Annotated in this window: 13 protein-coding genes; 7 read left to right on the top strand and 6 right to left on the bottom strand. The window is 71.2% G+C overall.

Going from position 1 to position 13823, the window contains the following annotated elements:
- Positions 1 to 199: 199 nt before the first annotated feature.
- The gene (locus tag ACFRQN_RS13740) at positions 200 to 1627 is read left to right on the top strand and encodes a family 2B encapsulin nanocompartment shell protein (RefSeq protein ID WP_074001470.1); all 1428 of its coding nucleotides are present in this window, start codon (positions 200 to 202) and stop codon (positions 1625 to 1627) included.
- A 7-nt stretch (positions 1628 to 1634) separates the two neighbouring features.
- Here ACFRQN_RS13740 and glgX read toward each other — a convergent pair whose 3' ends face one another.
- Entirely contained in the window at positions 1635 to 3800 is a 2166-nt protein-coding gene (gene glgX, locus ACFRQN_RS13735; RefSeq protein ID WP_380740399.1) for a glycogen debranching protein GlgX, read from the bottom strand.
- A 175-nt stretch (positions 3801 to 3975) separates the two neighbouring features.
- Between glgX and ACFRQN_RS13730 the strand changes: the two genes are divergently transcribed.
- The 4 genes from ACFRQN_RS13730 to ACFRQN_RS13715 all read left to right on the top strand — a co-directional run bounded on the left by ACFRQN_RS13730 (position 3976) and on the right by ACFRQN_RS13715 (position 8840).
- Positions 3976 to 5262 carry an Ig-like domain-containing protein gene (locus ACFRQN_RS13730; RefSeq protein WP_380740397.1) on the top strand — a complete coding sequence of 429 codons (1287 nt, stop codon included), beginning with the start codon at positions 3976 to 3978 and terminating at the stop codon, positions 5260 to 5262.
- A gap of 196 nt (positions 5263 to 5458) precedes the next feature.
- On the top strand, positions 5459 to 6712 hold the full coding sequence (locus ACFRQN_RS13725; RefSeq protein WP_234348164.1) for an Ig-like domain-containing protein: 1254 nt from the start codon (positions 5459 to 5461) through the stop codon (positions 6710 to 6712).
- Positions 6713 to 6897: 185 nt separating this feature from the next.
- On the top strand, positions 6898 to 8142 hold the full coding sequence (locus ACFRQN_RS13720; RefSeq protein WP_380740395.1) for an Ig-like domain-containing protein: 1245 nt from the start codon (positions 6898 to 6900) through the stop codon (positions 8140 to 8142).
- Positions 8143 to 8339: 197 nt separating this feature from the next.
- Positions 8340 to 8840: an ATP-binding protein gene (locus tag ACFRQN_RS13715; RefSeq protein WP_053111920.1), complete on the top strand. Its 501-nt coding sequence runs from the start codon at positions 8340 to 8342 to the stop codon at positions 8838 to 8840.
- 372 nt (positions 8841 to 9212) lie between these two features.
- Here the strand turns inward: ACFRQN_RS13715 and ACFRQN_RS13710 are convergent, their stop codons facing one another.
- The 3 genes from ACFRQN_RS13710 to ACFRQN_RS13700 form a co-directional block, all read right to left on the bottom strand.
- Positions 9213 to 10085, bottom strand: a complete 873-nt coding sequence (locus ACFRQN_RS13710) for a hypothetical protein (RefSeq protein ID WP_380740393.1) — start codon at positions 10083 to 10085, stop codon at positions 9213 to 9215.
- A gap of 209 nt (positions 10086 to 10294) precedes the next feature.
- On the bottom strand, positions 10295 to 10495 hold the full coding sequence (locus tag ACFRQN_RS13705; protein ID WP_380740391.1) for a DUF397 domain-containing protein: 201 nt from the start codon (positions 10493 to 10495) through the stop codon (positions 10295 to 10297).
- A 17-nt stretch (positions 10496 to 10512) separates the two neighbouring features.
- The gene (locus ACFRQN_RS13700; RefSeq protein ID WP_380740389.1) at positions 10513 to 11301 is read right to left on the bottom strand and encodes a helix-turn-helix domain-containing protein; all 789 of its coding nucleotides are present in this window, start codon (positions 11299 to 11301) and stop codon (positions 10513 to 10515) included.
- 159 nt (positions 11302 to 11460) lie between these two features.
- Here ACFRQN_RS13700 and ACFRQN_RS13695 point away from each other — a divergent pair, with 159 nt between their 5' ends.
- Entirely contained in the window at positions 11461 to 11895 is a 435-nt protein-coding gene (locus ACFRQN_RS13695; protein WP_259316736.1) for an ATP-binding protein, read from the top strand.
- A gap of 100 nt (positions 11896 to 11995) precedes the next feature.
- Positions 11996 to 12523 (top strand): GNAT family N-acetyltransferase, encoded by a 528-nt coding sequence (locus ACFRQN_RS13690; protein ID WP_380740387.1) that lies wholly within the window; start codon positions 11996 to 11998, stop codon positions 12521 to 12523.
- Positions 12524 to 12605: 82 nt separating this feature from the next.
- On the opposite strand, the gene ACFRQN_RS13685 is transcribed toward ACFRQN_RS13690, so the two are convergent.
- Positions 12606 to 12827, bottom strand: coding sequence for a hypothetical protein (locus ACFRQN_RS13685; protein WP_049649072.1), 222 nt, complete (start codon positions 12825 to 12827; stop codon positions 12606 to 12608).
- A gap of 46 nt (positions 12828 to 12873) precedes the next feature.
- A complete protein-coding gene (locus ACFRQN_RS13680; protein WP_380740384.1) occupies positions 12874 to 13578 on the bottom strand; it encodes a hypothetical protein in 705 nt (234 codons plus the stop codon).
- Positions 13579 to 13823: the final 245 nt, after the last annotated feature.

Here is a 13823-nt window from a genome sequence, read left to right as displayed (position 1 = left end):
ATCCGGTTTTTCGCCCCTGTCGGTGGCGCCCGGCGAGAACCGGCCACTCGGACGGGCGGTGCGGGCGCGAATTAGGGGGCGCGCGCCGCCATTCGTGCAGGTAGGAGTGCGCCGTGCGCCTCTTGCGGGCGCCTGCCGATGAGCCGATGACACGTCCTGTACGGATGTCCAGTGGTGCGTGAGTGACAGGAGTGCACAGATGACGGTCGAAACCGAGCCCACCCCCGGCCCCGGCTCGGCAATCGTGCAGGTACGGGCCCAGCTCAGCCTCAGCACGACCGCGGCGAGGAACCTGGCGACGACGACCAAGTCGAAGCCGCAGATGCAGGAGATCACCTCCCGCTGGCTGCTGAAGATGCTGCCGTGGGTGCAGGTCAGCGCGGGTACCTACCGGGTCAACCGGCGGCTGAGCTACGCGCCCGGGCGCGGCCGGGTGAGCTTCGCCAAGACCGGCGCCGCGGTGACGGTGATCGCCCCCTCGCTGGCGGAGGTCCCGGCGCTGCGCGGCTTCGAGGACGAGGAGGTGCTGGCCGAGCTGGCCCGCCGGTTCGTGCAGCGGGACTTCGCGCAGGGCGAGGTGCTGGTGCAGGAGGGGGCGCCGATCGAGGAGGTGTTCCTGATCGCGCACGGCAAGGTGGACCGGATCGGCACCGGCAAGTACGGCGAGGTGACGGTGCTCGGCACGCTCGCCGACGGCGACCACGTCGGCGACGAGGCGATCACCGAGGGCGGCGGCAGCTGGCCGTACACCGTGAAGGCGAGCACCTCCGGGGTCGCGATGGCGCTGTCCTGGCCGGTGCTCCAGGAGCTGATCGGCCGTTCCGAGTCGCTGCGCGAGCAGCTGCTGGGCTTCGCCGCGGACGCGGCGCAGGCGCAGAACGAGCACGGCGAGGCGGAGATCGACCTCGCGGCCGGCCGGCAGGGCGAGTACGAGCTGCCCGGCGCCTTCGTGGACTACGAGCTGAGGCCGCGCGAGTACGAGCTGAGCGTCGCGCAGACCGTGCTCAAGGTGCACAGCCGGGTCGCGGACCTCTACAACCAGCCGATGAACCAGACCGAGGAGCAGCTGCGGCTGACCATCGAGGCCCTGCGGGAGCGGCAGGAGCACGAGATCATCAACAACCCGGAGTTCGGGCTGCTCGGCAACACCGACTTCGACCAGCGGATCCAGACCCGCGCCGGGGCGCCCACCCCGGACGACCTGGACGAGCTGCTGAGCATGCGCCGCGACACCGACTACCTGTTCGCCCACCCGCGCGCGATCGCGGCCTTCGAGCGGGAGTGCAACCGGGCCGGCGTCTACCCGTCCACCGTCGACGTCCTCGGCAAGCAGCGGCCGACCTGGCGCGGGGTGCCGATCTTCCCGTGCAACAAGATCCCGGTGTCCGACCAGCAGACCAGCGCGTTCATCGCGATGCGCGTCGGCGAGGACAACCAGGGCGTGGTCGGCCTGACCCAGATCGGCATCCCGGACGAGGTGGAGCCGGGTCTGAACGTCCGCTTCATGGGCATCGACGAGAAGGCGATCGCCTCCTACCTGGTGAGCACCTACTACTCGGCGGCGGTGCTGGTGCCGGACGCGATCGGCGTGCTGGAGAACGTCGAGCTCGGGCACGCCGGGAGCTGAGCCCCGGCTACGTGGCGGGGGCGGGCGCGCGCAGCAGCCGCAGCGAGCGCCCGCCCAGCACGACGGCGCCGGCCGGGGCCGGTTCGTCGGGGTGTGCGGCGGCGGTGTCGACCAGGGGCTCCCAGCCGGGGGCCGGCGCCGCCGCGGGCAGGGTGAACACCACCGCTTCGTGGCCCGCGTTGAGCAGCAGCAGGAAGCCGTCGTCGCCGATCGGCCGCCCGGCCTCGTCGCGTTCGGGCAGCGCGGAGCCGGAGAGCAGCATGCCGAGGCAGGCGGTCGGCGCGAACCAGTCGGCCTCGGTCATCTCCGTGCCCCGCGGGGTGAACCAGGTGAGGTCGGGCCGGCCGCCGGGGGTGGTGGCCCGGCCGGAGAAGAACGCCCGCCGGTGGAGCACCGGGTGGTCCCGGCGCAGCCGGACCAGCCGGGCGGTGAGCGCGCACAGCTCCTGCCAGCCGGGCTGTTCCAGCAGTGACCAGTCCAGCCAGCCGACCTCGTTGTCCTGGCAGTAGGCGTTGTTGTTGCCGCCCTGGGTGCGGCCGAGCTCGTCCCCGGCGGTGAGCATCGGGACGCCGGCGGAGAGCAGCAGGGTGGCCGTCAGGTTGCGGAGTTGGCGCAGGCGCAGCCGGTTGACCTGCTCGTCGGTGGTCTCGCCCTCGGCGCCGTGGTTCCAGGAGCGGTTGTCGTCGGTGCCGTCCCGGTTGTCCTCGCCGTTGGCCTCGTTGTGCTTGCGGTCGTAGGAGACCAGGTCGCGCAGGGTGAAACCGTCGTGCGCCGTCACGTAGTTGACCGAGGCGTACGGGCGGCGGCCGGCCCGCTGGTAGAGGTCGGAGGAGCCGGAGAGGCGGTAGCCGAGTTCGCGGACGTCCGGGCGGGCGCCGCGCCAGAAGTCCCGGACGGTGTCGCGGTACTTGTCGTTCCACTCGGCCCACAGCGGGGGGAAGCCGCCGACCTGGTAGCCGCCGGGGCCGACGTCCCAGGGTTCGGCGATCAGCTTCACCCGGTTCAGCACCGGGTCCTGGGCGACGGCGGCGAGGAAGGGGTGGTCGGTGTCGACGGCGTCGCCGCCGTTCGTGCTGCCGCGGGCCAGGGCGGCGGCCAGGTCGAAGCGGAAGCCGTCCACGCCCATCTCGGTGACCCAGTACCGCAGCGAGTCGGTGACCAGCCGGATCACCTGGGGGCGGCGGGTGTCCAGGGTGTTGCCGCAGCCGGTGTAGTCGGCGTAGCCGCGCGGGCGGTTCGGCGGGAGGCGGTAGTAGGCGGCGTTGTCGATGCCGCGGAGGCTGAGCGAGGGGCCGAGTTCGGCGCCCTCGGCGGTGTGGTTGAACACCACGTCCAGGATCACCTCGATCCCGGCGGCGTGCAGGGCGCGGACCATCCGCTTGAACTCGCCGACCTGGCCGCCGCGGGAGCCGGAGGCGGAGTAGCCGGCGTGCGGGGCGAAGTAGCCGATCGTGTTGTAGCCCCAGTAGTTGACCAGGCCGCGGGCCTGGAGGTGGTCCTCGCTGGCGTACTGGTGCACCGGCAGCAGTTCGACGGCCGTCACCCCGAGGCGGGTGAGGTGGGCGAGGGCGGCGGGGTGGGCGAGGCCGGCGTAGGTGCCGCGCAGCGGCGGGGGGACGTCGGGGTGGCGCATGGTGAAGCCGCGCACGTGCAGCTCGTAGAGGACGGTCTCGGCCCACGGGGTCTTCGGGCGGCGGTCGTCGGACCAGTCGTCCTCGTCGTGGACGACCACGGACCTGGGCACGTACGGCGCGGAGTCGCGGTTGTCCCGGACGGTGTCGGCGACGTCCGCCTCGGGCCAGTTGCGGACGGCCGCGCAGGCGGCGTCGTGGGAGGTGTAACAGCCGTCGACGGCGCGGGCGTACGGGTCGAGCAGCAGCTTGGCGGGGTTCCAGCGGGCGCCGGTCCACGGGTCCCAGCGGCCGTGCACGCGGTAGCCGTAGCGGGTGCCGGGGCGTACGCCGGGGAGGAAGCCGTGCCAGACCTGGACGTCCTGCTCGGTGAGGTGGTGGCGGGTCTCCTGGCCGTCCTCGTCGAACAGGCACAGTTCGACGGCTTCGGCGGCGGGGGCCCAGAGGGCGAAGTTGGTGCCTCGCCGGCCCGTGCGGTCCAGGTGGTGGCGGGCGCCGAGGGGTTGGCAGCTGCCGGGGTTCAGCTGCTGTTCTGACGCCATGGCGGGGGCCTCCCTGGGCGGGGTGTTCTGGGTCCATTCACCTTCTCTTTCCCGGAATGTGTTGGCCGGAAGCGGTCCGGGGTTTCGGGAGCGGGGGTTTCGGGGGCGGCGTGTCTTCGTTGGGAGGGTTCTCGTTGTTCCGGGCATCGGACTTGAACAGTGGGAGGGCCCCGGGATGCGGCGCCGTGGACGGGTGTGGGCGCGGGGCGTGGCGGCGGTGGCCTGCTGCGTGGCGGTCCTGGCGGGGTGCGGCGGGCCTCCGGTCGTGCCGGACGGGGACGCGGTGGGGCCGGGTGGGCGTACGGCCCCGGCGGCGCCCTCGCGGGCGGTGCTCTCGGTGCAGCCGGTGGACGGGGCGCAGGACGTGCGGCCGGAGGGGGCCGTCCGGGTGACGGTGGCGCAGGGGCGGCTGGTCTCGGTGCGGCTGGCGGACGGGAAGGGCACGGAGGTGCCGGGCACGATCGCGGCCGACGGCGGCGCGTGGGCGCCGGACGGGCCGCTGCCGCTCGGGACGGCCTTCACGGTGGACTCCGTGGCGGAGGACGACCAGGGGCAGCGGGCGGCGCAGCACTCGGCGTTCACGACCGTCACCCCGACGCACACCTTCGTGGCGTTCTTCACCCCGGAGGACGGTTCCACGGTCGGGGTCGGGATGCCGGTCTCGCTGCGGTTCAGCCGTCCGATCACCGACCGGGCGGCGGTGGAGAAGGCGGTGCAGGTCACCGCCGATCCGCCGGTGCCGGTGGCCGCGCACTGGTTCGACGGGCAGCGGCTGGACTTCCGCCCGCAGGCGTACTGGGCGGCCGGGACGAGGGTCACGGTGGCGCTGCGACTGAAGGACGTGCAGGGCGCGCCGGGGGAGTACGGCACCCAGAGCCGGGAGCTGCACTTCACCGTCGGGCGGGCGCAGGTCTCCACCGTCGACCTGGACGCCCACACCCTGACCGTCCGGGCGGGGCAGGGCGGCAAGGTGGTCCGGGTGCTCAAGGTCTCCGGCGGCAGCCGGGACCACTCCACCTACCGGGGGGTGATGGTGGTGTCGGAGAAGTACAAGGTGACCAGGATGAACTCGCAGACCGTCGGCATGGGCGACGAGTACGACATCAAGGACGTCCCGCACGCGATGCGGCTGACCGCCTCCGGCACCTTCGTGCACGGCAACTACTGGGCGGACCCGGGGGTGTTCGGCGCCGCCAACACGAGCCACGGCTGCATCGGGCTGTCCGACGTCAAGGGCGGGGCGAGCAAGGACTCCCCGGCGGGCTGGCTGTTCGAGCACACCCTGGAGGGGGACGTGCTGGAGGTGAAGGCCTCGTCCGGGGACTTCGTGCCGCCGCAGAACGGGCTGAACGGCTGGAACGTGCCGTGGGAGCAGTGGGTGGCGGGGAGTGCGCTGGGTCGGGGGGCAGCGGCCACCGCGTCCGCTTCGGCGGCTCCTCCGTCGGCTTCGGCGCTGCCGTAAGTCCCGTTCGCCCGTTACGTCCTGTCTTCACCACGGTTTCACGCCCGCGTCAACCGACTCCTCTCAGGATTCACTCGGACGGCTTAGCTATCCTGCTCCGGCGCGCCCGCAGCCCGGCCCGGAAAGATCCACGTCCGGTGCAACTCACGGGGGCACTCAACGCGTCAAGAGAGTGAATACCGGGAGGGGAGAAACCGTGAAGACGGGGAAGACGGCCGGCACCGCGATACGCACCACCAACCGCTACGGGCGGAAGAGTGCGATGGCGCTGGTCATGGGCGGGGTACTGCTGCTCACCGCGGCCTGTGGCGACGACAAGGGCAGTGGTTCGGGCGGTACGGGGGGTTCGGGCGGCGGCAGCGCGGCCTCGGCCGCGGCGGACGGGGGCGGGTCGGCCACGCCGAAGCCCTCGGCCGCGGTGCTGGCCGTGGAGCCGAAGGACGGTGCCCTGGACGTCCCGCCGAACGGGCTGCAGGTGTCCGTCTCGAACGGCAAGCTGACGACGGTCGAGGTGACCGACAAGGACGGCAAGCCGGTCGAGGGCGCGATCACCCCGGACGGCTCCGGCTGGAAGCCCGCGGGCGCGCTCGCGGTCGGCATGGCGTACAAGGTGAACGCCCAGGCGAAGGACGGCGAGGGCCTGGTGGCCGCGTCCACCACCTCGTTCACCACGCTGACGCCGGAGAAGAAGATCTCCACCAACGACAACATCAGCGACGGCGCCACCTACGGCGTCGGCATGATCGTCTCGGTGAACTTCAACAAGGACGTCAAGAACAAGGACGCCGTCGTCAAGGGCATCTCCATCGAGAGCAGCAACGGCACCGTGGTGAAGGGCCACTGGTTCGGCGACCGCCGGGTGGACTTCCGTCCGGAGGCGTACTGGGCGCCGGGTACCAAGGTGACCGTCAAGTACCGGCTGAAGAACGTCGAGGTCGCCCCCGGCATCTACGGCGACGTGGACAAGGACGAGCCGTTCACCATCGGCCGGTCGATGGTCTCCACCGCGGACGCCAAGGCGCACCAGATGACCGTCGAGCGGGACGGCAAGAGCACCACCCTGCCGGTCACCCTCGGCGCGGACGCCACGCCGTCCTGGGGCGGGACGATGGTGGTCATGTCCAAGGAGAAGGTCACCCGGATGAACTCGCAGACCGTCGGTCTCGGCGGCGAGTACGACATCCAGGACGTGCCGCACGCGATGCGGCTGACCACCTCCGGCACCTTCGTGCACGGCAACTACTGGGCCAGCCCGTTCGGCAAGACCAACGCCAGCCACGGCTGCGTGTCGATGCAGGACGTGAAGGGCGGCAGCGACTCCTCCGTCGCCGGCAAGTTCTTCAACGACTCGATGATCGGTGACCCGATCAAGGTCGTGAACACCAAGGAGAAGACCGTCGCGCCCTCCAACGGGCTCGGCGGCTGGAACGTCGACTGGGCCGCCTGGTAGGCCCCTTCGGCGTCTGTCGTCCGTCGTGCGGCCCGGTCCTCACTCGTTGGGGTCGGGCCGCCGCGGTTTCCGGGGCGAGCAGCCCCGCGCATGGCGCAACCTTTCCGGTGGCCGGTTGCGTATACCGGTCGGGTCCGTCGGGTCCACGGGGAGTTTCTCGGATCTTCTGAGGGAGGGAATCGACGATGAGGTCGATACGCAGAGTGGTGGCCGTCGGTCTGGTCGGCGGGGCGATGGCGCTGACGGCTGCCTGTGGTGGGGGCAGCGGGGCAAACGGGGGGAACGGGGGCGGGGGGAGCGCGGCCAAGGCCGATCTGGCGGCCGGCGCGGCGAGCGCCAAGCCCACGGAGGCGGCGCCCAGCAGCAAGACGCCGAAGGTCTCCACGGCCGCGGTGAGCATCGAGCCCAAGGCCGGCTCGGTGGACGTGGCGCCGAACGCGCTCAAGGTCGGCGCGACCGGGGGCAAGCTGACCACCGTCAAGGTGAGCGACAGGACCGGCAAGGAGGTCCCCGGGACGATCTCCGCCGACGGCGCCTCCTGGACGCCCACGGCGGGCCTGGAGGTGGGCACCGCCTACCGGGTCAGCGCGATGGCCGCGGACGCCGACGGCGCGGTCGCCACGGCGGACAGCGACTTCACCACGCTGACCCCGACGGCGCTCGCCAAGGCCTCGGACAACGTGGACGACAACGCCACCTACGGCGTCGGCATGATCGTCTCGGTGAACTTCAGCAAGGACGTGAAGAACCGGGACGAGGTCGCCCGCGGCATCAGCTTCGAGACCAGCAACGGCACCGTGGTCAAGGGCCACTGGTTCGGCGACCGCCGGCTGGACTTCCGCCCCGAGCAGTACTGGGCGCCGGACACCAAGGTGACCGTCAAGTACCGGCTGAAGAGCGTCGAGATCGCCCCCGGGGTGTACGGCGCGGACCGGGACGAGCCCTTCACGATCGGGCGGTCCCAGATTTCGACGGTTGACGCCGCTGCGCACAAGATGACGGTCGTACAGGGTGGCCAGTCGAGCGAGATCGACATCAGCGCCGGCGCGCCCGAACACCCCACCTGGAACGGCACGATGGTGGTCATGTCCAAGGAGGGCGTGGTGCGGATGCAGTCCAGCAGCATGCCCGGCATGACCGGCGCGCCGTACGACCTCCAGGTCCCGCACTCGATGCGGCTCACCGACTCCGGCACGTACGTGCACGGCAACTACTGGAGCAGCAGCAGGACCTTCGGCGAGGACAACGTCAGCCACGGCTGCGTGGGCCTCAAGGACGTCGAGGGCGGCGGCTCCGGCACGTCGGCGGGCAAGTTCTACGACGGCTCGCTGATCGGTGACGTGATGATCGTGAAGAACTCGATCCGGAAGGAGACGCTCGACCCGTCGAACGGGCTGAGCGGCTGGAACGTCCCGTGGAGCGCCTGGTAAACCGCCGCTGAGGTGGGGGAGGGGTCAACCCGGGATTGACGGAAGTCGGCCCGGGGGGACCCCTTCTTGCATCCGGCATATGCCGACGCGGAGAGATCGTTTGCTCATTGTCCGTACGCGGCTGCTTGCGTTCCGCAATGATGGTCCGCATGGCGGGTTGGGGCGAAGCAGATCAGTCATTGGTTTCCGGGGCCGGCGTGGTCGCCGAAGTGTCCTGGATCGACGTGCAGGGCGGCGGGCTCTCGGCGTTGGAGCGGCTCACCTCCGCGGAGCTGGAGGAGATGTATTCCAGCAGACTGTGCGACCAGTCCGCGCCCAACGAGGTACGGCTGCCCTCCCGGCCGGAGTCGGGCCCGGTGGCCCGTCGGCTGGTGCTCTCGGTCCTGGAGTCCTGGGAGCTCCACCAGCACCTGGAGGCCGGGGAACTGCTCACCAGTGAGCTGGTGTCCAACGCGGTGCGGCACGCGGCCGGACGCACCATCGGACTGCACGTCAGCCGCAAGCCCGGCTGGCTCCGGATCGAGGTCCGGGACTCCTCCCGGGCGCTGCCCTGCATGATCCTCGCCGAGCCCCAGCCGGTGAACGAGCGCGGGCGGGGGCTGAGGGTCGTCGACGACCTCGCCGACCGCTGGGGCGCGGACCTGCTGCCGCGGGGCAAGGGTGTCTGGTTCGAGCTGAAGGTGCGCGAGCGGGGCTGAGGCCTCCGGCCGGTCGGCGCTTTTTTTGTGGGGAAACGCGCAGGGCCCCCGGATTCGCCGTGGTCCGGCGGGCGGGGGCCCTTGCAAGTCATCGCGCCGGCCAAGGGGGTGCGTGCCGCGCGATGGGCGTCGGCAGTGCCAGGTCGGGCCCGCCGAAGTCATCAACCCAGGGCGGCGTGCGGTGTCGCCCGCCGTTGGGCTGCTTCGACTATCGCATGGATCTCAGCATGCGGGCAAACCAGATGACTTCGAATGCAAGGCATGTTACGTAGTTCACCTTTGGATTTTGCATAGGTTAACGCTGCCGCCTGTGAATATTCATGATCACGGGCCTGCTTGCCTGTGACGGCGAGGTCTGCCGGGGGCTCGGTGTCAAGGGGCTCGCAGGGGCAGGGGCGGGGCGCTGTCCCGCCGGAGTGCGCCCCTGGCGCGGGCGGCGTGGCGGTGGACGGCGGCCGGGGAGAGGGTGCCCGGGCGGGGTGGTGCGGCCGGTGGGGTGCCGGGGGTGCTGCGGCAGGCGCGGCAGAGGCCGCCGAGGAGGGCGTGCGGGCGGCAGGGGGTGCGGCAGTCGGTGCACTCGGGGATGGGGACCGGCTGTGGGGGTCGCGGGGCCTGCGGACGTTCGGGTGGCAGCTTGTCGATCAGGCGGCGCCGGGTGAAGCCCGCCGGGCTGTGGATGTCCGGCGGCAGGTTCGCGGTGAGCGCGGCGGTGAAGAGGGGGAGCGTGGTGCCCCGGTCCAGCCACTCGGCGGCCAGCGGTTCGAGCGCGGCGCAGTCGGCGGCGGAGAGGGCGAGGCGGGGGTCGACCAGGCCGAGGCCGGCGAGGGCGGCGTAGGCGGCCGAGGTGGGGGAGGTGCGGTTGAGCGTTCGCTCCCTGGGGGGATCGGGTGCGGCGGGCGTTGACGCCTCCCCGGTGGAGAGGAAGTGCGCCCACCAGCCGTCGGAGCGGGGCGTCCGGGAGAAGTAGGTGCGGAACACCCAGCGGCACTGGCGGGAGTCGAGGCGCTCACGGACGCGACGCAGGTGACCTGCGGTGGAGAGCTTGGTGAGGGCCGAGCGGCAGGCCATCTGCCCGTAGTGGGGCTGGAGGACGGCGAGGGTCTTCGCGTCCATGGCCGCGCCGTCGGGGAGCCGGTCGATGAGCGAGGCGAGGTAGGCCTCGCGGGCCGGAAGGTGGGCGAAGTCGCGCGCGGAGCGGGGGAGTTGCTCCGGGGCGGACTGCTTGCCGTACCCAGGGGTGGCCATGGCGGTATCGTCGTGGGTAGCCACAGGATCGAGTCTCTTTCGATCGTGCCGGTCAGACCCCCGTTCGGTGTTGGCGCACCGGCGGGGGTTGTTTCGTTGGTGCGCACGCTACACGGGGGAACCGGCTGTGGTGTAGTCGTGACGATAAGTCATATGTGCTGCGTGCGGGGGTGGTTGGGAGGTAGTTACCTCACCGTTCCATTAAGGGGTCACTCGGCTCGTGCTGCTTGAGCTTCGGAGGCGAAGGCGATGAAGGCGGACCAGGCTTCGGGGGAGAAGGTGAGGGTCGGGCCGGCCTTGTCCTTGGAGTCGCGGACGTGGATGGTGGAGGGGGAGGTGGCGACCTCGACGCACTCGCCACCGTCGTGGTTGCTGTAGCTAGAGCGATACCACGGTTTGGTGGCGTTCATAGTTGCTCCACTGTCTTTCAGATGAGCTGTGCTGACTCCCGCGTGTTCAGGGCCTGCGCGCGGATCATCGCGTGGCGTCGGCTGAGCCTACCTACGAGTCGCGGTTCGGAGTGGAGTGCGTTCGTCTCGTGCGTCTCAACATACGCATACTGCTCGTTGTTGATCGTCTCCAAGATCGTGAGCGATCCCGAGAGTCCGGACGGGGTGATTCGCCCGGTAGGCACGATCTGGATCCGAATGTTGTGAGAGTCCTCGAACTCAAGCAGCCGGTGGAGCTGCTCCTTCATGACCTCCCTGCCGCCGATGGAAGTGTGGAGGGCTGCTTCGTAGATGGTGAAGCTGAACAGTACCTCGGGGTCCGTGAGCCTCTCTTGTCGCTTGAGACGGATCGCCAGGCGGTTCTCGGCGGTGGCGCTGTCCACGGGCGGAATGGGCAGGCTGAGAAGCGTCCGGGCATAGTTCTCGGTCTGCAACAAGCCCGGGATGTGGAGGGCTTCGAAGAAGTAGAGGGCAACTGCCTCCTTCTCGATATCAAAGAAGACATCGCTGCGTGCGGGCCGTGGCTCTGGCATCAGGTAAGGGTTGGCCGCTGTCAGCATCCCCTGCGCGTCGCACAGTTCATCCGCAGCCTGAAGAACCTTGAGCGTCGGCCGCCGCCTCCCCGCCTCCATCGACCGAATGCTCTCGATGTCATAGCTGGCTGCCTGACTCAACTGCTCCCGCGTCACGCCCGACCGTTGGCGCCACCGCTTGAGCTGGTCGCCGCAGTACTTCCACGACATCGGGTTCTCCTTCGGCGCGCTCACGGCCGGTACCCCTCCCTGCCCTGGTCACAGGGCGGTCAAGCTGTCGTTGTACATGCGGTGTAACTGCTGAGGCTATGCCTGGATGCCGACGATCGAAGGGTGAAATGGCCGAACTCAGCTCTCCCGAGTGACGCCGTCCGTACACACCCAAGGACCCTGATGCTCACTCAGCCTGCCGATGTCGTCGAGTGGATGTTCCCCCGGCTCCCCCGCAGCGCCGGCCGTGCCCGTATCCGGTTCATCCGGCAGGCCTTCGAGTGGGAGGTGCCCATCGACTCCGCCGAGACCGGGCTGATCCTCCTCAGCGAACTCGTCACCAACGCCTGCCGCCACGCCCGTTCCCCGCGTGACCGGATGATCGGTGTCCGCGTTCTCCTCCCCACCGACTCCCTGCTCCGGATCGAGGTCTCGGACGCGAACTCCACCCTCCCGACCCCGTGCGAGGCCACCCCGGAGGACGAGTCCGGCCGGGGCCTCGAACTCGTCGCCGCCCTGGCCACGTCGTGGGGCGCCCACCTGCGCGGTGACGGCTACATCGGCAAGACGGTCTGGTGCGAACTCGCCCTCCCCACCCCGGCCAACCCGCACGGCTGAGCCCGCGACCTGCGGAGACGCGCAACTGGCGCTCCGCCGGAGCGCGTCCTGATCTTCGACGGCGTCGGCAACCGGCGCCCGAGAGGATCAGGAGACCTGTATGCGCCCGCTGCCCTGGCCGCCCGCCCCGATCAGGACCGAGCGGCTCGTACTCCGCGAGCCCGAGGCCCGGGACCGTGCGGCGTTCGTCGAGCTGCTGGCCTCGACGGAGGTGAACACCTACCTCGGTGGGCCCAAGCCGCGGGACGAGATCGAGCGCGAGATGCCCGGGGCACCCAGCCGGAGCCCCGGGGTCTTCGCCGTCGATCGCGACGGGGAGACGATCGGCCAGGTCCTGCTCCGCAAGGAGGCGGGGCGCCTCGGCCGGGTCGGCGAGCAGGCCGAACTCGGCTACCTGTTCCTGCCGCAGGCCTGGGGGCGTGGCTACGCCACCGAGGCGTGCGCGGCGGTCCTCGACTGGTTCACCGGCGTGCTGCCTGGCGAGCCGGTGGTGCTCGCCACCCAGACCGCCAACCTCCCCTCGATGCGCCTCGCCGCGAAGCTGGGCTTCACCGAGGTGGAGCGCTTCGAGGCCTTCGGCGCCGACCAGTGGCTCGGCCGGTGGTCCCCGGAGCCCCACCGGGACTGACCGGCCCCGCCGCTGGTCCTGTCGCCGGCCGCGCGAGAAGTCGGGTGGGCCGACTTCTCGCGCTCAACCGCTTTGGTGGAGGTCAGTTCCACGGCTCCCGGTCCGGGTCCTCGCCCAGCACCTGGGCGGCGGCCGCACAGAGGTCCCGGCCGTACAGCTGGTTGCTGCCGTACCCGGAGCCCCACAGGTCGGTGGCGGCCCGGGCCACGGCGCGCCAACTGAACTCCTCGTCGACCCGCCAGGTGCGAACCTGCACGGCCATCTCCGTGGTGACCGTCGACGGGTCCACAAGGTTGGGTTTCATCTCAGCGGCTCCAGGTCGTGTCCGACGATTCCGGCCGGACCGTCGATCAGTCCTTCTCCTCGACCTCGACGGCCGCCCGGATGTCCAGCGTGCGCCGGGCCAGTTCCCCGGGCTTGCCGGCGCCCGTTTCGTCGACGACGATGCCGACGGTGTTGCCGTCCGCCCAGGCACAGGTGGCCAGGGACGTGGCCGGGGATTCGATCACCGCGCAGTCCAGCGCGCCGCCGAGGGGGCCGGCCGGGTAGTCCTGGCGCCCGACCACCACCGGGTCGTCCGACGGGGCGCCCGCCGTCTGCGTCTCCGTGCCGAAGTACTTGTCCAGCTCCCGCCGGACGTCCGGGAAGCTGCCGGTCAGCCCGATCACGGTCAGCGTGGTTTCGGTCGACCCGGCGGCGCCGTAGCCGGCCACCGTCAGCTCCCGGTACGGCCGCAGGGCCGTCATCTGCCGCTCGTAGTCGGCGCGCAGGGTCAGGACGCTGTCGTCGTCCGGGAGCCGCACCTGGTCGCCGATCCGGTCCGCGAGCACGATCCGGTGCCGCGTCGGGGCGCCGAACCCGGTCACCGCCGCGACCGTCACCGCGGTGAACAGGACGACGACCACGGCCCCCGCGATCACGGCACTGCGGGGCACCCGCCGGTACCAGGGCAGCGGAGCCACCGGCTCCAGGGTGTTCGCCCAGATCGCCCGGAGGCCGCTGGGCTCCTCGGCCCCCTGGACACTCTCGGACCCGGTCGTATCGTCACTCTGCACGGGCCCGGATCCTACGGCAGCGCCCGCAAGGCCCGCCGGGGTTTTCCGGGCGCCGCCACCAGTGGCGGCAACCGCCTCCTCGCCCCCACAGGACGGAACACCCGGGGCCGTCGCGGGTGGCGCGGCCATCCGCCGACCGCGGGGGGGGGGGGGCCCGCCCCCGTGGCGCGCCCGGCGGGGGGGGGCGGGGCCCGGGCGGGGGGGCCCCCCCCCCCACCCGCCCCCCGGCGCGCCCCCCCCCCCCC

The organism is Kitasatospora sp. NPDC056800, from assembly GCF_042789775.1.
Lineage (GTDB): Bacteria > Actinomycetota > Actinomycetes > Streptomycetales > Streptomycetaceae > Kitasatospora.
The sequence above is the reverse complement of the archived record's forward strand: the minus strand, read 5'-3'. Positions and strand labels throughout refer to the sequence as shown.